General features: G+C 71.6%; 19 protein-coding genes. 12 read left to right on the top strand and 7 right to left on the bottom strand.

The features are described from left to right. Window positions 1-76 precede the first annotated feature (76 nt). Complete coding sequence (locus AB0I71_RS06355) at window positions 77-967, top strand: sulfurtransferase (protein WP_357582189.1); 891 nt, start codon at window positions 77-79, stop codon at window positions 965-967. Between the two features lie 77 nt (window positions 968-1,044). Here AB0I71_RS06355 and AB0I71_RS06350 read toward each other — a convergent pair whose 3' ends face one another. Further along, entirely contained in the window at window positions 1,045-1,827 is a 783-nt protein-coding gene (locus tag AB0I71_RS06350; RefSeq protein WP_357582188.1) for a TetR family transcriptional regulator, read from the bottom strand. Window positions 1,828-1,935: 108 nt separating this feature from the next. Between AB0I71_RS06350 and AB0I71_RS06345 the strand changes: the two genes are divergently transcribed. The 4 genes from AB0I71_RS06345 (at window position 1,936) to AB0I71_RS06330 (ending at window position 6,421) form a co-directional block, all read left to right on the top strand. Further along, window positions 1,936-3,087, top strand: a complete 1,152-nt coding sequence (locus tag AB0I71_RS06345; RefSeq protein ID WP_357582187.1) for an FAD-dependent oxidoreductase — start codon at window positions 1,936-1,938, stop codon at window positions 3,085-3,087. Between the two features lie 75 nt (window positions 3,088-3,162). Beyond that, entirely contained in the window at window positions 3,163-3,789 is a 627-nt protein-coding gene (locus AB0I71_RS06340) for a TetR/AcrR family transcriptional regulator (protein ID WP_357582186.1), read from the top strand. Window positions 3,790-3,994: 205 nt separating this feature from the next. Further along, a complete protein-coding gene (locus tag AB0I71_RS06335) occupies window positions 3,995-5,332 on the top strand; it encodes a biotin carboxylase N-terminal domain-containing protein (protein WP_357582185.1) in 1,338 nt (445 codons plus the stop codon). A 177-nt stretch (window positions 5,333-5,509) separates the two neighbouring features. Beyond that, window positions 5,510-6,421, top strand: coding sequence for a hydroxymethylglutaryl-CoA lyase (locus AB0I71_RS06330; protein ID WP_357582355.1), 912 nt, complete (start codon window positions 5,510-5,512; stop codon window positions 6,419-6,421). 17 nt (window positions 6,422-6,438) lie between these two features. On the opposite strand, the gene lysA is transcribed toward AB0I71_RS06330, so the two are convergent. After that, complete coding sequence (lysA, locus tag AB0I71_RS06325; RefSeq protein ID WP_357582184.1) at window positions 6,439-7,749, bottom strand: diaminopimelate decarboxylase; 1,311 nt, start codon at window positions 7,747-7,749, stop codon at window positions 6,439-6,441. Window positions 7,750-7,959: 210 nt separating this feature from the next. On the opposite strand from lysA, the gene AB0I71_RS06320 reads away from it, so the two are divergent. Then, window positions 7,960-9,492 carry an acyl-CoA carboxylase subunit beta gene (locus AB0I71_RS06320; RefSeq protein ID WP_357582183.1) on the top strand — a complete coding sequence of 511 codons (1,533 nt, stop codon included), beginning with the start codon at window positions 7,960-7,962 and terminating at the stop codon, window positions 9,490-9,492. A gap of 78 nt (window positions 9,493-9,570) precedes the next feature. Continuing rightward, window positions 9,571-10,725: an acyl-CoA dehydrogenase family protein gene (locus AB0I71_RS06315; RefSeq protein ID WP_357582182.1), complete on the top strand. Its 1,155-nt coding sequence runs from the start codon at window positions 9,571-9,573 to the stop codon at window positions 10,723-10,725. Window positions 10,726-10,734: 9 nt separating this feature from the next. Here AB0I71_RS06315 and AB0I71_RS06310 read toward each other — a convergent pair whose 3' ends face one another. Next, window positions 10,735-12,156 carry a M48 family metallopeptidase gene (locus tag AB0I71_RS06310; protein WP_357582181.1) on the bottom strand — a complete coding sequence of 474 codons (1,422 nt, stop codon included), beginning with the start codon at window positions 12,154-12,156 and terminating at the stop codon, window positions 10,735-10,737. A gap of 153 nt (window positions 12,157-12,309) precedes the next feature. Between AB0I71_RS06310 and AB0I71_RS06305 the strand changes: the two genes are divergently transcribed. After that, window positions 12,310-14,781: a helix-turn-helix domain-containing protein gene (locus AB0I71_RS06305; RefSeq protein WP_357582180.1), complete on the top strand. Its 2,472-nt coding sequence runs from the start codon at window positions 12,310-12,312 to the stop codon at window positions 14,779-14,781. A 281-nt stretch (window positions 14,782-15,062) separates the two neighbouring features. Here the strand turns inward: AB0I71_RS06305 and AB0I71_RS06300 are convergent, their stop codons facing one another. After that, the gene (locus AB0I71_RS06300) at window positions 15,063-15,608 is read right to left on the bottom strand and encodes a MarR family transcriptional regulator (protein ID WP_357582179.1); all 546 of its coding nucleotides are present in this window, start codon (window positions 15,606-15,608) and stop codon (window positions 15,063-15,065) included. Window positions 15,609-15,711: 103 nt separating this feature from the next. On the opposite strand from AB0I71_RS06300, the gene AB0I71_RS06295 reads away from it, so the two are divergent. Beyond that, window positions 15,712-16,293, top strand: a complete 582-nt coding sequence (locus tag AB0I71_RS06295; protein ID WP_164448731.1) for a YceI family protein — start codon at window positions 15,712-15,714, stop codon at window positions 16,291-16,293. Between the two features lie 319 nt (window positions 16,294-16,612). Then, entirely contained in the window at window positions 16,613-18,091 is a 1,479-nt protein-coding gene (locus tag AB0I71_RS06290; RefSeq protein WP_357582178.1) for a glutamate--cysteine ligase, read from the top strand. A 76-nt stretch (window positions 18,092-18,167) separates the two neighbouring features. Here the strand turns inward: AB0I71_RS06290 and AB0I71_RS06285 are convergent, their stop codons facing one another. Beyond that, the gene (locus AB0I71_RS06285) at window positions 18,168-19,595 is read right to left on the bottom strand and encodes a hypothetical protein (RefSeq protein ID WP_357582177.1); all 1,428 of its coding nucleotides are present in this window, start codon (window positions 19,593-19,595) and stop codon (window positions 18,168-18,170) included. A gap of 121 nt (window positions 19,596-19,716) precedes the next feature. Between AB0I71_RS06285 and AB0I71_RS06280 the strand changes: the two genes are divergently transcribed. Together AB0I71_RS06280 and AB0I71_RS06275 are read left to right on the top strand one after the other, a co-directional pair. Next, complete coding sequence (locus AB0I71_RS06280; RefSeq protein ID WP_357582176.1) at window positions 19,717-20,406, top strand: PASTA domain-containing protein; 690 nt, start codon at window positions 19,717-19,719, stop codon at window positions 20,404-20,406. Window positions 20,407-20,505: 99 nt separating this feature from the next. Next, window positions 20,506-21,426, top strand: a complete 921-nt coding sequence (locus AB0I71_RS06275; RefSeq protein ID WP_357582175.1) for a PASTA domain-containing protein — start codon at window positions 20,506-20,508, stop codon at window positions 21,424-21,426. A 57-nt stretch (window positions 21,427-21,483) separates the two neighbouring features. On the opposite strand, the gene AB0I71_RS06270 is transcribed toward AB0I71_RS06275, so the two are convergent. Together AB0I71_RS06270 and AB0I71_RS06265 are read right to left on the bottom strand one after the other, a co-directional pair. Continuing rightward, window positions 21,484-21,927, bottom strand: a complete 444-nt coding sequence (locus AB0I71_RS06270) for a hypothetical protein (protein ID WP_357582174.1) — start codon at window positions 21,925-21,927, stop codon at window positions 21,484-21,486. Window positions 21,928-22,055: 128 nt separating this feature from the next. Continuing rightward, entirely contained in the window at window positions 22,056-22,343 is a 288-nt protein-coding gene (locus AB0I71_RS06265; protein ID WP_357582173.1) for a hypothetical protein, read from the bottom strand. Window positions 22,344-22,597: the final 254 nt, after the last annotated feature.

The following is a 22,597-nucleotide window of genomic DNA, read 5'->3' as shown; positions in this document are numbered from 1 at the left end:
GTGTCACGCCTGGCGGACCACATTCGCTGCACCCGAAATCCGATGGCCGAGCGAAGCCCGGCGTACTTTGGGGACCATGTCTGTGCCGAACGATCCCGATCCCCGACTTCAGTCGTACGCGGACCCGCAGCGACTGGTCACCACCGACTGGCTGGCCGACCATTTGGGCGACGACGGTCTCGTGGTCGTCGAGTCCGACGAGGACGTCCTGCTCTACGACAGTGGTCACATCCCCGGTGCCGTCAAGGTCGACTGGCATCTGGAGCTGAACGACCAGGTGACCCGGGACTACCTGGACGCCGAACGGTTCGCCGAACTCTGTGCCGCCAAGGGCATCGGCCGTGACGACACGGTCGTCTTCTACGGCGACAACTTCAACTGGTGGGCCGCGTACGCCCTCTGGGTCTTCACTCTCTTCGGCCACCCGGACGTGCGGCTGCTCGACGGCGGCCGGCAGAAGTGGATCGCCGAAGGGCGGGAGCTGACCCGCGACAAGCCGAACCGGCCCCGGGCGGACTATCCGGTGCCGCAGCGCGACGACGCGCCGGTGCGGGCGTTCCGCGAGGAGGTGTCGGCGCACGTCGACGCCGGTCGTCCGCTTGTCGACGTGCGGTCGCCGGGCGAGTACACCGGCGAGATGCTGCACATGCCGGACTACCCGCAGGAGGGCGCGCTGCGCGGCGGTCACATTCCGGGCGCGGTGAGCAAGCCGTGGAAGTCCGCCGCCAACGACGACGGCACCTTCAAGTCGGCAGACGAGCTGCGTGGCATCTACGCCGACCAGCTCGGCCTGAGCGCCGACGACGACGTGATCGCGTACTGCCGGATCGGCGAACGCTCCAGCCACACCTGGTTCGTGCTTCGGCACCTGCTCGGCTACCCGAAGGTGCGCAACTACGACGGCTCCTGGACCGAGTGGGGCAACCTGGTCCGCGCTCCCGTCGTCAAGGGCCCCAACCCGAAGTGATCTCCTAGTTGATCATGAGGTTAACGGCACTTATAGAGATCAAACCGGCCGCTAACCTCATGATCGACGGGATGTGATCAGTGCGGGGCCGGGTCGCGTAGGTAACGCTGGATGGTCGGGGCGAGCCAGTCGACAAGCTCGGCCGGGGAGATGTCGACGATCGGGGGCAGACGCAGGACGTAGCGGGTCAGGGCTACGCCGAGCAGTTGGCTGGCGACCAGTCCGGCGCGCCGTGGGGCCTCGTCGGGGTCGGCGACCACCCGACCGACCGTCGTGCCGAGCTGGGTGGTGAAGATGGCGCGGACCCGCTCCGCCCCGCTCGGGTTGGTGCTCGCCGTGCGCAGCAGCGCGGGCAGGGTGGCGTCTCCCTCCCACCTGGTGAAGAAGTAGCTGACAAGCGCCTTACCGAGTCGATCGGCCGGTACGCCGCTCAGGTCGGGCAGCCGCAGGTCGAACTCGGCCGCGGTGGCGAACAGGTTCTCCTTGCTGCCGTAGTACCGCATCACCATCGACGGGTCGATCCGCGCGTCCGCGGCGATGGCCCGGATCGTCGCCCGGTCGTACCCGTCGGCGGCGAAGCGGTCGCGGGCGGCCCGCAGGATGGCCGCGCGGGTCGCCTCGGAGCTGCGGCGTCCGCCGCCTGCCGCTGCCGGCGTTCCCTCGCGGCCTCCGCCGCCCGCCGGCGTCCCCTCGCGGCGTCCGCCGCCCGCGGCTGGCAGCGCCGCCTCGCGGCCCCCGCCGCCCGCCGGCTCCGTGCTGCGGCCCCCGCCGCCCGGCGGCGGATCCGCGTCGCGGCGTCCGTGGTCGGCCGTCGGCTCCGCGGCCGGTTGCTGAGCCTGTTCGGGTACGCCCTCCGTCATGTGACCGACGGTATGCCAACGGCTGTTGACTTCCCAATCCGGGGCGGCCTAACGTTGCCAACAAGCGTTGGCCAACACCTGTTGGCATCCCCCTCCGAGGAGGTCGTCATGCTGCCCGAACGAACGGACGTCCTGGTCGTCGGCGCGGGCCCGACCGGGCTCACCGCCGCACTCACCCTGGCTCAGCGAGGGGTCGAGGTGACAGTTGTCGACAAGCGGGAGACACCTGCGGTGACCTCGCGGGCGGCGGTCGTGCACGCTTACACCCTGGAGGTGCTGGACCGGATCGGAGCCGGCGGGACCCTGGTGGACCGAGGGCTGCGATCGGCCCGGTTCAGCGTCCGCGACCGGGACCGGGTGCTTGTCACAGTGCCGTTCGGCGGGTTGCCCAGCCGCCACCGGTACGCGCTGATGGTCTCCCAGTCGGTGACCGAGGAGGTGCTGACCGACCGACTGGCCGAGGCCGGGGTGCGGGTGCTGCGCCCGTATGAGCTCACCGGTCTGCACCGCGACGGCGACGGCGTGGTGGCGGACTTCGACGGTACGAGCGTGCGCGCCCGGTGGGTGGTCGGTGCCGACGGCATCAACAGCACCGTCCGTGAACTGGCCGGCATCACGTTCACCGGGCCGGCGGGCTCCGAGGAGTCGTTCGTGCTGGCCGACGTACGCGTGGACAGCGGCCTGCCCCGCGATGGCGCGACGATCTTCCTCGCCCGGGGCGGGCCACTGGTCTGGGCGCCCCTGCCCGACGGGCGGGTCCGCCTCGTCGCCACCGTCACCGATCCGCCGGCCGAGCCGGACGCGGCCTACCTGCAACGACTGCTCGACGAGCGCGGCCTGCGGCAGCGGCCGGACCAGGTGCGCGAGGTGCTCTGGTCCTCGCGGTTCCGGCTGCACCGACGGGTCGCCGGGACGTTCCGCTCCGGGCCGGTGCTGCTGGCCGGCGACGCCGGACACGTGCACAGCCCGGCCGGCGGGCAGGGCATGAACCTCGGCATCAGCGACGCGGTCGACCTCGGCGACACCCTGGCCGACGTATTGGCCGGAGCCGACGAGACCCGGCTGGACGAGTACGCGGCCCGACGCCGCCCACTCGCCCACGAAGTGGCCGGCTTCGCCGACCGGCTGACCCGCCTCGCCACCGTGCCGCCATCCGTCCGACCGGCCCGGGACGTGCTGCTGCGGCTGGTCTCCGTACTGCCGCCGGTGCGGCACCGGGTCGCGCTCCGGCTCTCCGGCCTCAACCAACGCCCCACGTGAGTCACCGTTCCCGGCAATCGGACTGGCGGGTAACCACGGTCCCACGCTGTCGACAGTCGGGTCTACGCTGGCCCGGTGACGGTGGAGCAGCAGGCCCGGGGCGCGAACGGCGGGGCCACGGGGGCGGGACGACGCCGATCCCGCAAGGACGAGATTCTTGAGATCGCGGTGGGTCTGTTCGCCTCCCGGGGCTACCACGGCGTATCGATGGACGACATCGGCGCGGCTGCCGGGGTGACCGGCCCGGCGCTCTACCACCACTTCGCCGGCAAGGAGGCGATGCTTGTCGCCGCGCTGACGCCGGTGAGCGAAGGACTGCTCGACGGCGGTCGGCAACGCTCCGGCGCCCATCCCGGCGACCCGCGCGCCGCCCTGGAATCGCTAATCGACTTCCACGTCGACTTCGCCCTCGCCAACCCGGCGGTCATCGCGCTGCACCTGCACGAACTGGACCGGATGCCGGAGGAGCCCCGGCGGCGCATCCGCCGACTCCAGCGGCTCTACGTCGAGGAGTGGGTCACCGTGCTGACCGCCCTGCACCCGGGGCTGCCCGACGGTGAGGCGCGGGTGCTGGCACACGCCGCGTTCGGCCTGATGAACTCCACCCCGTTCCTCGGCGGCGAGGTCGACCACCGCCGTCGGGCCGAGCTGCTGCGCGCCGCCACTCTTGCCGCGCTGCTCGCCCCCACCCAGCCCGCCTGACCGTCACCGCCGGCTCACATCGACCCGGCCAGCAAGGCTGGCTCCAGCCCGGGGCGGGCCCCGCCGCTGCCACGAGAGTCCCCGTTCGGGGCCGCCGCCGTGCGGGGCTGCACCGCACCCGGGCGTCGGCAGGGGGTCTTTCTCGCGTCCGGTGCGGCGTGATTGGCTAGCCCGCGTCTCACAAGATGGAACGCTCGGAGGAAGCATGATCGAGTCGCTGCTGGTCGCCAACCGGGGCGAGATCGCCCGCCGGATCATCCGTACCGCCCGGCGGCTCGGGGTGCGCGCGATCGCGGTGCACTCGGAGGCCGACGCCGACCTGCCGTTCGTCGCCGAGGCCGACGAGGCCGTCTGCGTCGGACCGGCCAACCCGGCACAGAGCTACCGCAACACCGAGGCGATCCTCGCCGCCGCCCGGTCGACAGGTGCGCAGGCGATCCACCCCGGTTACGGCTTCCTGTCGGAGAACGCCGACTTCGCCCGTACCGTCGAGGCCAGCGGCCTGATCTGGGTCGGGCCCGGCGCGGACGCGATAAGCGCGATGGGTGACAAGATCAATGCGCGGAACCTGATGGCGGCGGCCGGCGTGCCGGTGGCGGCCGGTACCACCGAGCCGGCGGCCGACCTGGCGGCGGCGGTCGCGGCGGCGGCGGAGATCGGCTATCCGGTGATGGTGAAGGCCGCCGCCGGTGGCGGGGGCATGGGCATGGGCGTCGCGGTCGACGAGGCCGCGCTGCGCACCGAGTACGACAAGGTGCGAGCCTTCGCCGAGCGGATGTTCGGCGACGGCTCGGTGCTGCTGGAGCGGTACTTTCCCCGGGTGCGGCACGTCGAGGTGCAGATCCTCGGCCTGGCCGACGGCCGGGTGCTGGCGTTGGGCGAGCGGGAGTGCTCGGTGCAGCGGCGCAACCAGAAGCTGGTGGAGGAGTCGCCCTCCCCGGCGGTCTCGCCGGAACTGCGCTCCCGTCTGCTGGCCGCGGCGGTGCGCGCGGGCGAGGCGGTCGACTACCGCAACGCTGGCACTGTCGAGTGCCTGCTCGATCCGGCGACCGGAGAGTTCTTCTTCCTGGAGATGAACACCCGGCTCCAGGTGGAGCACCCGGTGACCGAGCTGGTGCACGGCATCGACCTGGTGGAGGAGCAGCTGCGGGTGGCCGCCGGCCTGGCGCCGAGCTTCGACCCGGACGCGCTGACCTCGCGCGGCCACGCCATCGAGCTGCGGGTCAACGCCGAGGACCCGAAGCGGTTCCTGCCCGGCCCAGGAACCATCAAGACCTGGGTGGAGCCGACCGGCGAGGGGGTACGCGTCGACTCCGGCTACGTCGAGGGGAACACCGTCACCCCGTTCTACGACAGCCTGATGGCGAAGCTGATCGTGCACGCCGCAGACCGGTCCGAGGCCATCGCGCGCGCCCGCGCCGCAGTGGCCGCCTTCCACCTGTCCGGCCCCAAGAACAACCTCCCGTTCTTCGCCGACCTGCTGGAGAACCAGGAGTTCCTCTCCGGCGACTACGACACCAGCATCGTCTCCCACCTCCGCTAACCCCCCACCCCCCACCCCACCCACCCCACCCCATTGACCGGTTGATCAAGAGGTTTTGGTCGGCTCCGGCGCGAATCCCGACTCAAACTTCTTGATCAACACAGGTGGGGTGGGGTGTGACATTCTGGAGAGAGTTGGGGACAGGACGTGTTACAGCGAGGTGGGTGGGTGGCGGGGATGCCGGGGTACGTGTCCATTCGTGAGGTCGGGCCGCGCGACGGGTTGCAGAACGAGGCACCGATCCCCACCGACGCCAAGGTGCGGCTGCTCGACGCGCTCTCGCGCACGGGGGTACGACGGATCGAGGCGGTGTCGTTCGTGCACCCCAGGGCGATTCCGCAGATGGCCGACGCCGACGAGGTGTGGCGACGGGCGCAGCGGGTCGACGGGGTGCGTTACTCGGCGCTGGTGCCGAACACGCGCGGCGCGCAGCGCGCCCTGGCCGCCGGCTTCACCGAGATCGAGGTGGTCGTCTCGGCCAGCGACACGCACAACCGGCGTAACGTCAACCGCTCCACCGACGAGTCGCTCGACGACATCGCCGAGTTGATCGACCTGCTGCACGGTGCCGGTGCCCGCGCCGAGGTGATCGTCGCGACCAGCTTCGGCTGCCCGTACGAGGGCGACATCGACCCGGCGCGGGTGGCCGCCATCGTGGACCGGGTGGTCCGCGACGGCGCCGACCGCGTCGCGTTCGGCGACACCACAGGCATGGGTACGCCCCGACGGGTCCGTGACCTGCTCACCGCCGTACGCGACCGCAACGCTGACGTGCCGGTGCTGCTGCATTTCCACAACACCCGGGGTACCGCGTTGGCCAACCTGCTGACCGCGCTGGAACTCGGGGTGACCGAGTTCGACGCGAGTGTCGGCGGTCTCGGCGGCTGCCCGTACGCGCCGGGGGCCAGCGGGAACCTGGCCACCGAGGAGGCGGTGCACATGCTGCACGACATGGGCATCGACACCGGGATCGACCTGGACGCCCTGATCGAGGTGGCCGAGCTGGCCGAGGAACTTACCGGCCGCAGCCTGCCCTCCGGCGTGCTGCGCGCCGGGCCGCGATCCCGCCTCACCGCGCTGCCCGCCTGACCCGGACACCGGGGCGGCTACCGGCCGTCCACCTCGTCGAGCATCTCCAGGGCGACCAGGTCGTCGTAGGTCTCCCGCCGCCGGATCAGGGTCACCTGGTCGCCGTGGACCAGCACCTCGGCGGGCCGCTGCTGGCTGTTGTAGTTGCTTGTCATCGTCATGCCGTAGGCCCCGGCGGTGAAGATCGCCAGATGGGCACCCGCGCTCAGCTCGGGCAGCGACCGGTCGCGGGCCAGGTAGTCGCTGGACTCGCAGATCGGACCCACCACGTCGTACGCGGTCAGCCCGGCCAGACCCGACACGTCCCGGGAGGCGGGTGTCGCCTCCGCCGGGGGCTGGAGCGGCCAGATGAAGTGGTAGCTGTCGTACATCGCCGCCCGGGCCAGGTGGGTCATTCCCGCGTCGAGCACCGCGAGCTGCCGCTCGCCGGCCTGCTTGAGGTACCGGACGGTGCTGACCAGGACACCGGCGTTCGCGGCGATCGTCCGGCCCGGCTCGAAGATGACCTGCCCGCCCCGGCCGGTGAAGCCGGTCATCCGGGCGGTGATGACCTCGGCGAAGTCGTCCCAGCTCGGCGCGGTGCCGTCGAGGTACTCGGCGGGGAATCCGCCGCCGAGGTTCAGCGTGGTGATCCGGTGCCCGGCCTGCTCCAGCAGGGCCACCAGGGCGAGCAGGCGGTCGATGGCGGTGGCGTACACCTGCGGGTCGAAGATCGGGCTGCCGAGGTGCACGTGGAAGCCTTCGACCCGCAGCGCCTCGTCGGCGGCGGCACGGGTGAAGAGCATCGCCGCGCGGTCGATGTCCACGCCGAACTTGCCGCCCCGGGTGCCGGTGGTGGTACGCGCCGGGGTGCGCTCGTCCGGAGCGACGTCCGGGTTGACCCGGATCGCCAGCCGTGGCCGCTTGCCCTCCTCCCGGGCGATCCGGGAGAGCAGCTCGACCTCGGCCTCGGACTCGACGTTCACGCACCGGATGTTGTGGCGGACCGCCTCCCGGAGCTCGGTCTCCGATTTACCCACCCCGGCCAGCACGGTGCGCTCCGGATCGATGCCGGCCAGCATCGCCCGGTGCAGCTCACCGCCGCTCACCGCGTCGACACCGGCACCCTCCCGGCCGAGCAGCCGGAGCAGGTGCACGTTGCTCAGTGCCTTCGCCGAGAAACAGACGAGCGGGTTGATCGCGTCGAACGCCTTCGCGAAGCGGCGGTAGTGGTCGATCAGGGTGCTCGCGGAGTACACGTACGTGGGGGTGCCGAACTGCTCGGCCACCGAGGTCAGCGGCACCCCTTCGCAGTGCAGTGAACCGTCGCGGTAGGCGAACTCATCCATCTGTTCCTCATTCGGGAAGATCGGCGGTCAGGATATCGGTCCACCTGACACGGATCGATCCGAATCCGCTCCTCGGGACGGCGTCCAGGTAGCGGCCCCCGGGGGTGGGGAGTCGCCGGTACGGGCCGCGATGAGATAACCTAACGATCGTTCAGGCTGGTAGGTCCCCGTGCCGGAGTGGCGGCGGCGGGAAGGCGGCGAGGGGGCGGCGTGACGCTCGACGGTGAGGCGCTGGAGCAGCTGCGCAAGCGGGTCCGGGCCGGCGGCGCGGAGAAGTACCACGCGGCGAATGCGGCAAAGGGCAAACTGTTCGCCCGGGAGCGGGTCGCGCTGCTGGTCGACGAGGGCAGCTTCGTCGAGGACGGCCTCTACGCCAACGCCCTTGCCGAAGGGCTGCCGGCGGACGGCGTGGTCACCGGCACCGCCACCATCGACGGTCGCCAGGTCTGCCTGATGGCAAACGACTCCACGGTCAAGGCCGGCAGCTGGGGTGCCCGTACCGTCGAAAAGATCATTCGGATCATCGAGCGGGCGTACGACACCGGCGTCCCGATGGTCTACCTGGTCGACTCGGCCGGGGCCCGGATCACCGACCAGGTCGAGCTGTTCCCCGGGCGGCGCGGCGCGGGCAAGATCTTCTGGAACCAGGTACGCGCTTCCGGCTCGATCCCCCAGGTCTGCGCGCTGTTCGGGCCCAGCGCGGCCGGCGGGGCCTACATTCCGGCGTTCTGTGACGTGGTCGCGATGGTCGACGGCAACGCCAGCATGTACCTGGGCTCGGACCGGATGGTCGAGATGGTCACCGGTGAGAAGACCACCCTCGAAGCGATGGGCGGGGCGCGGGTGCACTGCGCCGAATCCGGCGTCGGACACTTCCTCTGCAAGTCCGAGGCCGAGGCGCTCGATGTGGTGAAGCGCTACCTGTCGTACCTGCCGGCGAACTGGACCCAGCAACCACCGGCCGCCGAGGCCGTCGAGGCGCCGGCCAAAGCCGACCTCGCCGCACTGGTGCCGGCGAGCGAACGCCAGGCGTTCGACATGCGGCGCTACGTCAAGGGCCTGCTCGACGAGGAGAGCTTCTTCGAGATCCAGGCACTCTGGGCCAAGGAGCTGACAATCGGCTTCGGCCGACTGAACGGCGAGGTCGTCGGCGTGGTCGGCAACAACTCGATGTTCAAGGGCGGGGTGCTCTTCGTCGACTCGGCCGACAAGGCGACCCGCTTCGTGCAGCTCTGCGACGCGTTCAACGTGCCGCTGCTGTTCCTGAGTGACGTGCCCGGGTTCATGGTCGGCAGTGCGGTGGAGAAGCAGGGCATCATCCGGCACGGCGCGAAGATGATCACTGCGATCTCCGAGGCGACCGTACCCAAGATCTGTGTGGTGGTCCGCAAGGCCTACGGTGCCGGCCTCTACGCCATGGCCGGGCCGGGCTTCGAGCCGGACGCCACGATCGCCCTGCCCACCGCAAAGATCGCCGTGATGGGGGCGGAGGCCGCGGTGAACGCCGTCTACGCCAACAAGATCGCCGCGATCGGGGACGAGGCCGAGCGGGCCGCGTTCGTCGCCGCCCGGCGCGAGGAGTACGAGCGGGACATCGACATCGTGCGGCTCGCCAGCGAACTTGTGGTCGACGCGATCGTCGAGCCGCAGGAGCTGCGTACCGAGCTGGTACGCCGGTTCGCCGCAGCCCGGGGAAAGCAGCGGCACTTCTCCCGCCGACGGCACGGCGTCACCCCGGTCTGAGTCGTCCGCCCGGCACCAGCAGGTACCCGCTCCGGCGTCACGAGCGCCCGGCGGGCCGTCCACACAGGAGGAAACCCGATGGACTTCCGGCTCACCGAGGAGCACGCGGCGCTACGCGACAGCGTGCGGGACTTCGCCCGCGAAGTGGTCGCGCCGGTCATCGCCGAGCACTACGAGCAGCACACCTTCCCGTACGAGATCATCCGCCAGATGGGCAAGATGGGCCTGTTCGGCCTGCCCTTCGCCGAGGAACACGGCGGCATGGGCGGCGACTACTTCGCCCTCTGCCTGGCCCTGGAGGAACTGGCCCGGGTCGACTCCAGCGTGGCGATCACCCTGGAGGCGGCGGTCTCGCTGGGCGCGATGCCGATCTACCGGTTCGGCACCGACGAGCAGAAGGCCCGGTGGCTGCCGCGACTGCTCAGCGGCGAGGCGCTGGCCGGATTCGGACTGACCGAGCCGGGCTTCGGCTCGGACGCGGGTGGCACCGAGACCCGGGCGGTGCTGGACGAGACCACAGGCGAATGGGTCATCAACGGCTCGAAGGCGTTCATCACGAACTCCGGCACCGACATCACCGCCCTGGTCACCGTCACCGCCGTCACCGGCACCCGGCCGGACGGTACGAAGGAACTGTCCTCCATCATCGTGCCCAGCGGTACGCCCGGCTTCACCGTCGCGCCCGGCTACTCCAAGGTCGGTTGGACCGCCTCGGACACCCACGAGCTGACCTTCGACGACTGCCGGGTGCCGGCGGAGAACCTGCTCGGCGAGCGCGGTCGCGGCTTCGCCCAGTTCCTGCGCATCCTCGACGAGGGTCGGATCGCCATCGCCGCGCTGGCCGTGGGCCTCGCCCAGGGCTGCGTCGACGAGTCGATCAAGTACGCGAAGGAGCGGCACGCCTTCGGCCAGCCGATCGGCAACTATCAGGCCATCCAGTTCAAGATCGCCGACATGGAGGCAAAGGCGTACACCGCGCGGCTGGCCTACTACGACGCCGCAGCCCGGATGCTTGCCGGCGAGCCGTTCAAGCGACAGGCGGCGATCGCCAAGCTGCACGCCAGCACGATCGCGGTGGACAACGCCCGGGAGGCGACCCAGATCCACGGTGGATACGGCTTCATGAACGAGTACCCGGTGGCCCGGTTCTGGCGGGACTCCAAGATCCTGGAGATCGGTGAGGGCACCTCCGAGGTGCAGCGCATGATCATCGCGCGGGACCTGGGGATGTGAGCCGGCCGGTCAGCCCTGCGTCCCGGTCGGTGTCAGCCAGGAGCGAAGGAGCTTCGTCGCGGTCGGGTCAGCGTTCCCGGCCGGCACCGCCGCCCGCTCGATCCGGGTGATCACTTCGCGGGCGTCGACCCGGGTACCGTCCGGCCCGATCAGCACGCCCCGCACGGCCGGGTGTGCCAGCCGCCAGCCGCGCCGCAGCAGGTTCGTCTCGATCAGCCACACCAGTGCCTCGGGTGGCTGGTCCGTCTCGTAGTCACGCGGATCGGCCGACAACTCGTGCACCGGAACGTCCATGGCCGCCGCCAGCACGTCCCGGGGGCGGGTGCGGACAACCTCGAACACCTCCAGGTCGTCGGCCGCCTCGCGGCCCAGCACTCGCGCCACGTCGGCCCGTACCGAATCGGCATCCCGGGTCGCGCGTCGGTGCCACCAGCCCGGCGGCGAGTCGGCGAAGGTGAACCAACGGATGTGACGCGGCCGGGGAATCTCCATGAGCCGGCGTACCAGCCGGCGCCGCTCCCGCTCCGTCAACGGCGCGACCGGCACCGGATCGGCGATGCGGGTCGGCCGCAGCGGTTCGGTGCCGAGGGTGGGTAGCGCCACGGAGAGCCGAGGATGGACCGTGGCCAGCACGCGGGCCTCGTCGGCGTCCCACCCGGAGTCGGCGAGTCCGTGGCTGAGCACCTGACGCCAACCCTCGTCGACGTCGCTGATGCCCACCTCGACCGGCCGCCACCAGCGGTGCTCCGGTATCCCGGCATGCTCCAGGTAATCGGCGTACTCATCGGAGACGATGGTGGCCAGGGCGAACGCGCGGGCCGCGCGCTCCGTTCCGCCGGCCGCGCGCACGGCCGCCTCGTCGGCGTCGCGCTGCACCTCGGCCGCGAGGTCGGCGAGCCTGGTCCGCAGTTCGGTGGCCCGGCGCAGACCAGCACCCTCCTCGTACGACTCCGCGCGCACGGCGTCGACCCAGAGGTCGAGCAGGCCGGTGACCAGACCGGCGTGCCGGTACCGGAGCAGCGCGAGCCGGTGACCGAGCAGGGCTCGCAGCTCGTCGGCGGTGAGACAGTCCAGCAGCGGCAGCCCGATCAGCAGGTGCCGCTGCCGGTAGAACACCGTCAGCTCCACCGTCGGCGCCGCGGTGAGCAGGACCCGGTCGGGCATCGGGGTGTCCAGCCGCCGCGCGGTCTGCTCCACGAGCGCGTACAACTCAGGATGCCGTCCGGGGGTGACCGGCACCGCGCCCCGGTTGCCGAGCCGGGCCGACCCGATGTCGAGCAACGCGAGGACGGCGCCCCACACCAGCACCGCCGGCATGACGACCGCCAGCGCCAGCGGGTAGAACAGCGCGCCGAGCAACCCGTTGTGGCGGGCCAGCAGCCACCGGGCTCGCCACGTACCGAGACCCCCGGGCATCCGCTCGTACGACATGGGCGGCATTGTCACCGCCAACCGGAAGCTTCATCAATGGCTGTTCGTCCCGTGCCGGCCACCAGCCGGTCGTTGTCAGGTTTCGGCACGGCACCGTCGGGTGGCCGACGATCCCGTGTCCGATGTCGGGCCTGGCCCGTATTGTCCGTGCCCATGGCTCCCGGTCATGATCGTCAATCCGGTCCGCCGCACGCCGGTCTGCCGGAGCTGCTGCGAGCGCATCGGCTGGCTGCCGGCGCCACCCAGGCTGAGCTGGCGGCCCGTGCCGGCATCGGGGTACGGACGGTCCGCGACCTGGAACGTGGGCGGGCCACCCGGCCCCAGCGCACCACCGTCGAGCTGCTTGCCGGGGCGCTCGGGCTGGCCGGCTCCGCCCGGACGGCGTTCCTGGCCGCCGCCCGGGGCGCCGGCACGGCTACCGCGCAACCGGAGGTCGGTACGCCGCTGGGGCTGCCGCAACCGCCGGAGCTGATCGGCCGGGAGCGCGACGTCACCGAGCTGGCCAGCCTGTTGAACGATCCGCGTGGTCCCCGGGTGGTGAGCCTGGTGGGGTTGGCCGGCGTCGGCAAGACGGCGCTGGCGTTGGCGGCGGTCCACGCCGTCGCGCCCGCTCATACCGGCGGTGTCGCCGGCGTACTGATCGGCGCCGGGTCGGACGCGGCCGACGTGCACGCCGCCGCGATGACGGTCTTCGGCGTGGCCCGGGACACCGAGTTGGCCGCGCGGCTCGGTGACCGGCGGGCGCTGCTGCTGGTGGACGCCGTGGAGCGGGCACCCGACCCGGTGGCCGGCACCCTGCGGCGGCTCGTCGGCGCGGTGCCGTCGCTGCGGGTGCTGGTCACCGGCCGGCATCCGGTCGGGCTGCCGGGCGAGTGGGTGCGCCCGGTGTCGCCGTTGGAGGTGCCGCCACCGGGCGACACCGATCCGGCCACCCTCGCCGGTTATCCGGCGGTCACGCTGTTCACCTCGCGACTGGCCCAGGTCCGGCGGGAACCGCCAGCCGACGCCGAGTTGCCGGCGCTTGCCGCACTGGTACGTCGGCTGGGTGGGCTGCCACTGGCCATCGAACTGATGGCGGCGCGCGGCCGGCTGCTCGACCTCACCGAACTGCTCGACCGGTACGGCGACCGGGTACTGGACCTGGACACCTCGGCCGCCACGCACAGCGGTTGGGAGACGCGGCCGCGGAGCGACGAAGCGCGTACCGCGGTGGCGGAGACACTGCGCGACGCGGTGGCCACCAGTTACCGGCTGCTCGCCGTCGAGGAGCGGGCGGCGCTGCGGCAGCTCGCCGCCTTCGGCAACCGGTGGTCGGTCGAGCTGGCCGAGGAGATGCTCGCCGGCACCGGCGTCGACCCCGTGCCCCTGCTGAACCGCTTCCTCGATCTCGGGCTGCTGAGCGTACGTGGTGGTGGCTCGTTCCGGTTCCGGCTCGTCGACGCCGTCCGGGACTACGCCGTCGAACAGGCGTCCGGTGCCGGCGAGTCGACAGTGATCCGGCGCCGGCACGCCCGGCTGGTGACCCGCCTGGTGGAACGGACCGCGTCGGGATTGACGGGAGCCGGTGCCGGTGCCGCGGCGCACCGCCTCGACGAGGTCACCGGCGACATCAGCTCGGCGCTGGCGTACGCGGCGGTCGACGATCCCTTGACCGCGTTACGCCTCGCGGTGAGCCTGCCCCGGTGGTGGCGGCTACGCGGGCGGGACGTGGTCGGCCGGCAGTGGCTGCTGCGGCTGCTGGCGGACCCGCGTACCGCCGACGCCGATCCGGCCCTACGCGCGTGGGCTTCGGTAGGTGTGGCGATGCTCGCCGGTGAGCACGGTGCGGCCGCGACGGAACTGCCGACGGCCCGCGCGGCGCTTGCGGAGTTCCGTCGGCTCGGTGACGTGCCGGGCGAGTTGGAGGCGCGGACGGTGCTGGGCGTGCTGCTGGCCGCGACCGGGCGGCCGGGTCAGGCGCGGGAGCAGGCGGAGGCGGTGCTGGCCCTGGCCACCGAGCATGGTCTGACCCGCCAGATGGCTGTCGCACAGCATCAGCTGGCGTGGCACGAGATCAGAGTTGGTGACCTGGTCACGGCACGTCGCCGGCTGGCTGTGGTGGACCGGCTCGGTGGGCAGTGCGCGGAGCAGCGGCTCCGGGTGCTGGCCCGGGGCACCGTGGCGGAGGTGTTCCGCCTTGAGGGCCGGTACGCCGACGCGGTGGACGAGGCCCGCCGGGTGTTGACGGCCTTCAGCGATCTGGGCGCTCCGCGCAGTCGGCGACAGGTGCTGGGGACGCTGGGTCTGGCGCTCGCCCAGGACGGTCGGGCGGCCGAGGCCGCCGAGGTGCTCGCCGAGCTGCGTCCACTCGACGGCACCGGGGCGCTCATCGAGGGTCACCTGGCACTGCATCGTGGGGACCGGGAGGTCGCGGCGGAGTGGTTCGCGGCGGCAGCGGAGCCGGACGAGGCAACTCGGGACCGACGAACGGTGGTGGAGGCCCTGGTGGGGTTGGCGGCGAGCACCTCCGACGCGGCGGTCCTCGATCGTCTGGACCTGGCCTGCCGGGAGAGCGGCATCCGGCTGCTGGAGCATGAGGAGGAACTGCTCTACGTGCTCTCGGTGAACCGGAACGGCCCGCTGTAAACGGGCGGTGAGACGCCGCGATCCGGGGGCACCGGTGGCGGGGGCGGGGCCGGCGCGGACGAGGAAGCCCCCTGTTGCCACCCCTCGCTCATCGCCCGCGCCGGTGCCCCCCGCTGCCCCGCCGTTGCCGAGATTAGCGAGGAGCCGTGGGCCCGCCTGTCGGGTTTGATGGGCTATCGCCTATTGACCCGCTGGTTCTGCCGGTCTTTCTGCCGGTGCTGTCACGCTCGGCTGTGACAGTGCATACCGAGGGTCCGCAAGCTGTCGACGGGGTGATCGGATCAGCGGTCCGGTCGGGCAGCCGGTGCGGACCGCCTCGCCTCCCCCTTGTCGCAGTCGGCCGGCGCCTCACCGGCGGAACCGCTGCCGGCGGTCGCGCAGGGGTGCACGGCGTCGCGTACCCGGCGCAGGCCGTCGAGCAGTGCGCCCAGCGCGGCCGGGTCGAGTTGCCCGGTGAACCAGTCCTCGATGAGTTGAAGGTGTCCGGGCAGGCTCTCGTCGAGTCGGCGCAGGCCCGCGGGCGTCACGACGGCGTACGAACTGCGCCGGTCGGAGGGGCAGGCGCGGCGGGTGATCAACCCGTCGCGTTCCATCCGGTCCACCACGCGGGTCACGCCGCTGGTGGAAAGTGAGGTCTGGGCGGCAAGATCGGTCATCCGCAGTTGGTTGTCGGGTGACCGGGTGAGTCTGGTCAGCACCTCGAACTCGACAGGTGACAGACCGTGCTCCTCCAGTTGGGCGGCGAATCGGGCGGCCAGCCCGGCGTGCACCTCGAAGAGCAGGCCGACGGCCGTGATTCGAGGGTCGTCGAACGCGTTCGCTTTCACCTGTCCATCGTACCAATCCTTGACAGCAGGAATATTGTCGAGGCTATAGTTGCTGACGCAGCCGTTGGGCTACTAAACAATCTCTCCCGGAGGGCAGTTTCTCATGACCAGCAGCACCGAGCCGGTTACCCGCGAGTGGAACGGCCTCACCATCCCGGCGGCCGGTACCTACCTGCTGGATGCGGCGCACAAGCGGGTCGGCTTCGTCGCCCGGCACATGATGGTGAGCAAGGTCCGTGGCGAGTTCGCCGACGCGAGCGCCACCATCACTATCGCCGAGGAACCGCTGGAGTCCACGGTCTCCGCCACCATCCAGGCTGCCAGCATCAACACCGCTCAGGCCGACCGGGACGCGCACCTGCGCAGCCCGGAGTTCCTCGACGCGGAGAAGTTCGCCACGCTGGAGTACCGCAGCACCGGTGTGAAGTCGCACGAGGGTAACGAGTTCGTCCTGACCGGCGAGTTGACCATCAAGGACGTGACCCGTCCGGTCGACCTCAAGGTCGAGTTCGAGGGTGTCGGCCGCAGCCCCTTCGGCCAGGACATCTTCGGTTTCTCGGCGAGCACCGAGATCGACCGTGAGGACTTCGGTCTGACCTGGAACGTCGCCCTGGAGTCGGGTGGCGTCCTGGTCGGCAAGAAGGTCAAGATCGAGATTGAGGGCGAAGCCATCCGGCAGTCCTGATCCGTACGCCCCGACAGGCCCGCGCCCGCACCGCGCGGGCCTGTCGGCTGTCCGGGCCACGCCGCAGGCACGCGGCCGCTGGTGCGAATTGTCACAACTTGTTCGTCGGTGGCCACCGGGGGTCCGACAGCGCGGCTGGGTAGGTACCCGGGTGGGAGCGACAGACCTGGTCGAGTCGGCGCGATCGACCGCAACGGCGGGGTGGACTGCGCCAATGGACCGATCTTCGGGGCGGCCGGGCTCGACGCTTCCACCGAGTATGGTTCACACTGCGCTGCGGAGCGGCACCGTTCCGTGGCGTCGCGCGCCGGGAGGAAACATGGGCAGGGACGTCGATCGAGCCGCCTTCTCCCGTGAGGATCGGGTCCGGTACCGGCAGAAGGTCCGTCGCTGTCTGGACGTGTTCGCGCTGATGCTCGACGACTTCGGCTTCGACGCCGACCGGCCGATGACCGGCCTCGAGATCGAGCTGAACCTGGTCGACCCGGCCGCCGAACCGGCAATGCGCAACGAGGAGATCCTCGCCGCGATCGCCGACCCGTTGTTCCAGACCGAGCTGGGGCAGTTCAACCTGGAACTGAACGCCAACCCCCGGCTGATCTCCGGCAACGGGTTCGCAGACTACGAGCGCGACCTGTGCGCCAGCCTCAACCGGGCCAACGAGCGCGCGGCGCGGTCGGACACCCGGATCGTCCTGGTCGGCATCCTGCCCACGCTGAACGAGCGACACCTGGTGGCCGACAACCTCTCCACGAACGAGCGGTACCGGGTGCTCAACGACCAGATCGTCGGAGCTCGCGGCGAGGACATCGAACTCGACATCCGGGGCGTCGAACGACTGCGTACGCACAACGACTCGATCGCGCCGGAGGCGGCCTGCACCAGCCTCCAGTTCCACCTCCAGGTGGCGCCGGACAGCTTCGCCGACTACTGGAACGCCTCGCAGGCGATCGCCGCCGCCCAGGTGGCGGTGGGTGCCAACTCACCCTTCCTGTACGACCGCCAGCTCTGGGCGGAGACCCGCATCGCCCTGTTCGAACAGGCCACCGACACCCGGCCGGACGAGCTGAAGGCCCAGGGCGTACGCCCCCGGGTCTGGTTCGGTGAACGGTGGATCACCTCGATCTTCGACCTCTTCGAGGAGAACGTCCGCTACTTCCCGCCCCTGCTGCCGATCTGCGAGAGCGAGGACCCGGTGGAGGTCCTGCACGCCGGCGGCGTTCCCGAGCTGGCCGAGCTGCGGCTGCACAACGGCACCGTCTACCGGTGGAACCGGCCCGTGTACGACATCATGAACGGCCGCCCGCACCTACGGGTGGAGAACCGGGTGCTTCCGGCCGGGCCGACAGTCGTCGACATGCTGGCCAATGCCGCCTTCTACTTCGGGCTGGTCCGGGGCATGGCCGAGGCCGACCGGCCGATCTGGAGCCAGCTCACCTTCAGCTCGGCCGAGGAGAACTTCCACGCGGCTGCCCGCCGGGGCATGGACGCGGTCCTGCACTGGCCTCGGCTGGGTGATGTCCCGGTGACCACGCTGGTGCTCGACACGCTGTTGCCGCTCGCCGCAGCCGGGCTTGACGGCTTCGGCGTCGCCCCCGCCGACCGGGACCGGCTGCTCGGCATCATCGAGCAACGCTGTCGTACCGGACGCAACGGTGCGGTCTGGCAGACCGCCACGGTATGGGCCGCCGAGCGGCACCTGGGTCTGGACCGCCGGGCCGCCCTGCACCACATGCTCCAGCGCTACGCGGAGTTGCAGTACACAAACGAGCCGGTGCACAGCTGGCCGCTCGACTGAGCAGTCCGGCAGTCTCACCAGATCCTGACAGGAGATCGCCCTCCGGAGGGCCGCTCCCCATCAAGATCCAGGCGCACTAACGACCCCGTCGCGGTGGCCGGACGCGGCGTCCCCCGCCCTCGGGCGTCTCCTCGCTGCCGGCCGGCACCTCGGACTCCGGGGTGCCGGTGTCCCCACCTGTCTCCGCCGATCCCCTCGGCTCAGGTGCTGCGGGCTTCGGTGCCGCGGGTTTGGGCGCTGCGGGCTTGACTGCTGCCGGCTTCGGTGCGGCGGGGGCGGCTTCCTTCCGGGTCTCCGTCACTTCGCCGGATTTCGTCTCGTCGAGCCGCCCGCCACCCGGCGCGGATCGCTCGGCAGTCGGCGCGGACCGCTCGGCACCGGGCGCGAGCCGCCCGGCACCCGGCGTCGACCGCTCGACACCGGGCGCGGGTCGGTCGGTGTCCGGCTCGGACCCGCGCGTGAGTCGGTCGGTGTCCCCGACCCGTTGCCGGGGCAGCACCGGGCCGGTGCCGGGGCCGCTCGACCGGCTCTCCGCGAGCCGGGCCGATCGCTGGGCGAGCGCCGCCACCAGGACCGAACCGCCGATGCCGACGATCACCGCGTACGGGGCGATCAGGTGAGCGGACACCTGTTCCGGGCTGATCGCGGTGAGCCTCGGCACGGCGAGGAAGTACGCGATGGCCACCAGCAGCGGTCCGGCGGCGCCCGAGGCGGTGGCACCGACCCGCCGGTCGGTCGCGCGTACGCCGCTGCGGGCGGCCAGCGCGCCGATCACCAGTGCCGAACCGAGCGAGAGAACGGCACCGGGCCAGTAGAAGTAGTCCCGCACCCAGAACTGGTCGTTGTCCGAGCTGAGCTGCCAGATGCCGAGCTGTGCGGTGGTCAGCCCCCGACCGGCGAGGACGGAGTCGACGACGGCGATGACCGCGAGCAGCCAGAGCCAGCCCGCGGTGGCGATGACGTTTGTGGCGGCGGCTCGGCAGCGCAGCGCCCAGACCGCGACGAGCGTGCCGATCAGCACGCCGACAGCGGCGTACCCGGCGGCCATGTCCCGGGGAGACGGCGTGTCCGGCACCACCGCGACCCGTGCCGGCACGGCGACCAGCAACACCGTGATCAGCGCGCCGAGGCCGGCGGCCACGGCCAGCGCGACTCCCCGGAGCCCGCCACCGGCCGGCTTGACGGACGGCGGTTCGCTGGCGGGCGCAACCGGGGCTTCGGACGTCGCTGACCCGCTGACCACCGCCTCGGTGTCGGACGGCGACGCGGCGCGGCGTCGGTCGTGCAGCCGCTGCGCGCAGACCGCACCGAAGATGGTCGAGGTGGCGGCGATCCAGGTGGCCCAGATCAGGCTGGCGACCCAGGCCGCCGTGCCGGCGGTCGCCTCGTTGGGTGCCCAGTTGAGAATGCCCAGGCCGTAACCGAAACCCAGTTGGGCGGCCCCGGCACCGGCTGCCACGCCGGCCGCGGTGGCGATCGATCCTCCCCAGCCCTGTCTGGCCATGCCGGGCAGCGTAACGTCCTGTGGTCGGTGCGGCGAGTCGTGCGCGGCACCGGCAGAAAACGGTTACGGACAGTGCTTGGCCCCGGTCGCTACGGTCGCGGGTGATGAGGTGGTGGGCGGGATGACGGACGGGACCAGGGACGGGCGGCCGGGGCGCGGTGACACCGGCCCCGATCGCACGAGGCTGATCATCGGCGGTGGAGCCGCCGCCGTACTGCTCGCGATCATCGGTGCGGCCGGGGGCTGGGTGCTCGCCGGCGACCAGGCGAGCACTGACCGGGTGTCATCCGGTGCGACCGGCACCCCCACCCCCACCCCTGCCGTCCGGACCTCTCCGCCGCGTGACCGGCCGACGGCGACCACCCCGACCACGCCGAGCAACAACCCCAGCCCGTCGCGGCCGACCGGACTCACCGTCCCGGACCTGGTCGGCACGGACTTCGAGGAGGCCCGGGACGAGCTGCGGGAACTGGGCCTGGGCTGGCAGCTCGTCTTCGGCAGCGGTGACAGTTCCAGCGTCCGCAGCACCGATCCGGCCCCGGGTACGCCGGTGCGGCGCGGTGTCACCGTCAAGGTCAACGTGGCTGGGGCCGCACCGCCCAACGAGGTGCCGGACCTGATCGGTGAGAAGTGCAACGAGGCGGGGGCCGAACTCGTCGACGACGGCTTCTCCCCCCGCTATCCCAACGGGCGTTCCGGCGCGGTCATGTCGCAACAACCGTCGGGCGGGACGGTCGGCAGGTGGAACGACGTGGTCCAGATCTGGTGCGGTACTCCGCCGAGCGCGGACGCGAGCGCGCCGGCGCCGTGACGCGCACCCGACACGCTGATGCGGACCGATGACCGGCAGAACCGCTAGGTTGACCGTCGAGGGGCCTGTTGCCCGCCCGGCCGGCGGAAAGGACGTGCCATGAGCGACGACCGCCAGGAGCCGACCGAAGGGCAACCGGACGATCGGACCCGGGCCATCCCGCCGTCCGGAGACAACCCGGACGAGACCGCGCCCCTCGGGCGTACGCCCGACGAGACCGCGCCGCTGGGGCGTACGCCGGATGAGACCGCGCCGCTGGGGCGTACGCCGGATGAGACCGCGCCGCTGGGGCGTACGCCGGATGGGCCGGCGCGGACACCGGACGAGACCGCGCCGCTCGGGCGCGCTCCCGACGAGACCGCGCCGATGGACCGCGCAGCCGGCGAGCCGGCGGTGCCGGCCGATGCCACCGCGCCGATGCCGCCGACCCAGCGTCCCGGGCCGGCAGCCTGGTCCGGGCGCGCGGAGGTGCCCTCGGTACGGCCGGGCGTGGACCGCGAACTGGCCGGTGGCGACTGGTACGCCGACGAGCAGCCCGGCCGACCGTGGTGGCTGCCGATCCTCTGGGGCGTCCTGCTGTTGCTCCTGCTCAGCCTGATCGGGGGCGGGTTCTGGCTGGCCCGCCAGGGGCTCGACGGCGAGGGACCGGCGCCGGAGTCGCCCTCGCCGACCACCCAGGCCCCACCGACCACGGCGTCACCGTCGCCGACCTCCGCGTCCCCGTCACCACCACCGACGACGAGTGCCGCCCCGGTCCAGGTGCCGGTACCGCCGCTCGTCGGTCTGCCGGAGGCCGCCGCACGGGCGGCACTGGACGGGCTGGACCTCGACTATCGGGTGGAGTACCGCCCGTCGGACCAGCCGCCGGGGACCGTCATCGCCACCGATCCGGAGGCCGGCGAACTGGTGGAGGCGGGCGACGAGGTTCGGCTGGTGGTCGCCGAGGCCGGTCCGAGTCCGTCGCCGACGACGGGTGAGCCGACCACCGAGCCGACTGTCACGGCGAGCCCCACCGAGTGATCGACACCTTGGCGATGCCGCTGGCGAGGTCGAGCTGGCGAAGGCTGATCCGCGGGGTCACCACATGCGGCGTCTGGTGCCGACCAGCCCGAGACCGGCGAGGGAGATCGCCAGTCCGAACACGCCGGACCAGAACAGCGAGCGGCTGAGTTCCGCCCGGCTGTGATCACCCGTGGCCCGAGCGGGCGCGTCCTGATCGGTCGGATACGTGGGCTGCTCGGAGTCGCCGTGGGACTCGGTAGGACCGTCGGCCGGCCGGTCGAAGAAGCCGTCCTGTGCGAAGGCGTCCCAGACGCCGCCGGCTGGGGCGTCCGGCTCGACCGGTTCGCTCTCCACGACGGTGATCTCCGGAGCCGGTACGGGCTCGGCCAGCCGGGTGGACGACAGGGCCGGATCGCGGCCCAGCACCAGCAGGGTGGTGACGGCACCAAGTAGCGCCAGGAGCCCGAAGGTGTAGGCGATACGGGACCGGTGTGGCTCCCGCGCGGACATATTGACCATGGCCATCCCAGGTTCGGGGTCCGGGAGGCGCGGGGTGGAGACATGCCGGGGTGGGCATACCGATTCTATGTCTGCGGCATGCCCCCCGAATCCTTTTCAAGCTGAACGCAGGCGGTCGTCCGTGATGCTCAGTGCACCCGGACCGGAGTCCGGACGGTCGGCCGGCGGGCCGAACGTACGGTGTGTGGACGCGGCTGCGGGGCGGCCTGGACCTGCTGCAGCCCGGCCCGCTGGACGAAGATCGACCGACGGTTGACCGCGTCCCCCGCCGCGTTCAACTCGTAGCCTTCGAGCCAGAGCCAGCCGTCGTAGGTTGACCGGTCGAGTACCCGGATCACTCGGAACAGGATGGGCCTGAGGAACTGGACACTCGCCGCGCGTGTCACGTGCAGTACGTCACCGGAGCGGGGAAGCACATGGGCTCCTGGAAGGGTCGGCCGGCGGGGAAGGGCCGGCTAAGGATGATGGGGGTTTTTCGGCTCCGGCACCGAGGTCGTGTCTCGGGAGCCGGGGCCGGTGGCGCGGTCCGTCAGTGCGGAGCTGCTGGTGGCGAAGCTCCTGTGCGATCGGTCGGCTGATCAGGAGGTGTCGCCGTGGCCGTCGCCGTCAGACGTGGGCGAGCGGCTCCCGATCCCGGGGGCCGTGCCGGCAGGTGACGACCGGGAGTGCC

This window comes from Micromonospora sp. NPDC049891, assembly GCF_040660295.1.
In the GTDB taxonomy this organism is placed as follows: Bacteria; Actinomycetota; Actinomycetes; order Mycobacteriales; family Micromonosporaceae; genus Micromonospora.
The sequence above is the reverse complement of the archived record's forward strand: the minus strand, read 5'-3'. Positions and strand labels throughout refer to the sequence as shown.

What these genes read in the sequence shown, in the direction of transcription:
- AB0I71_RS06335 (WP_357582185.1), top strand. Translation starts at nt 3,995, where the DNA reads ATGATCGAGTCGCTGCTGGTCGCCAACCGGGGCGAGATCGCCCGCCGG.
- AB0I71_RS06350 (WP_357582188.1), bottom strand. Translation starts at nt 1,827, where the DNA reads ATGACGGAGGGCGTACCCGAACAGGCTCAGCAACCGGCCGCGGAGCCG.
- AB0I71_RS06330 (WP_357582355.1), top strand. Translation starts at nt 5,510, where the DNA reads ATGCCGGGGTACGTGTCCATTCGTGAGGTCGGGCCGCGCGACGGGTTG.
- AB0I71_RS06290 (WP_357582178.1), top strand. Translation starts at nt 16,613, where the DNA reads ATGGGCAGGGACGTCGATCGAGCCGCCTTCTCCCGTGAGGATCGGGTC.
- AB0I71_RS06280 (WP_357582176.1), top strand. Translation starts at nt 19,717, where the DNA reads ATGACGGACGGGACCAGGGACGGGCGGCCGGGGCGCGGTGACACCGGC.
- AB0I71_RS06355 (WP_357582189.1), top strand. Translation starts at nt 77, where the DNA reads ATGTCTGTGCCGAACGATCCCGATCCCCGACTTCAGTCGTACGCGGAC.
- lysA (WP_357582184.1), bottom strand. Translation starts at nt 7,749, where the DNA reads ATGGATGAGTTCGCCTACCGCGACGGTTCACTGCACTGCGAAGGGGTG.
- AB0I71_RS06270 (WP_357582174.1), bottom strand. Translation starts at nt 21,927, where the DNA reads ATGGTCAATATGTCCGCGCGGGAGCCACACCGGTCCCGTATCGCCTAC.
- AB0I71_RS06310 (WP_357582181.1), bottom strand. Translation starts at nt 12,156, where the DNA reads ATGTCGTACGAGCGGATGCCCGGGGGTCTCGGTACGTGGCGAGCCCGG.
- AB0I71_RS06285 (WP_357582177.1), bottom strand. Translation starts at nt 19,595, where the DNA reads ATGGCCAGACAGGGCTGGGGAGGATCGATCGCCACCGCGGCCGGCGTG.
- AB0I71_RS06275 (WP_357582175.1), top strand. Translation starts at nt 20,506, where the DNA reads ATGAGCGACGACCGCCAGGAGCCGACCGAAGGGCAACCGGACGATCGG.
- AB0I71_RS06295 (WP_164448731.1), top strand. Translation starts at nt 15,712, where the DNA reads ATGACCAGCAGCACCGAGCCGGTTACCCGCGAGTGGAACGGCCTCACC.
- AB0I71_RS06305 (WP_357582180.1), top strand. Translation starts at nt 12,310, where the DNA reads ATGGCTCCCGGTCATGATCGTCAATCCGGTCCGCCGCACGCCGGTCTG.
- AB0I71_RS06345 (WP_357582187.1), top strand. Translation starts at nt 1,936, where the DNA reads ATGCTGCCCGAACGAACGGACGTCCTGGTCGTCGGCGCGGGCCCGACC.
- AB0I71_RS06315 (WP_357582182.1), top strand. Translation starts at nt 9,571, where the DNA reads ATGGACTTCCGGCTCACCGAGGAGCACGCGGCGCTACGCGACAGCGTG.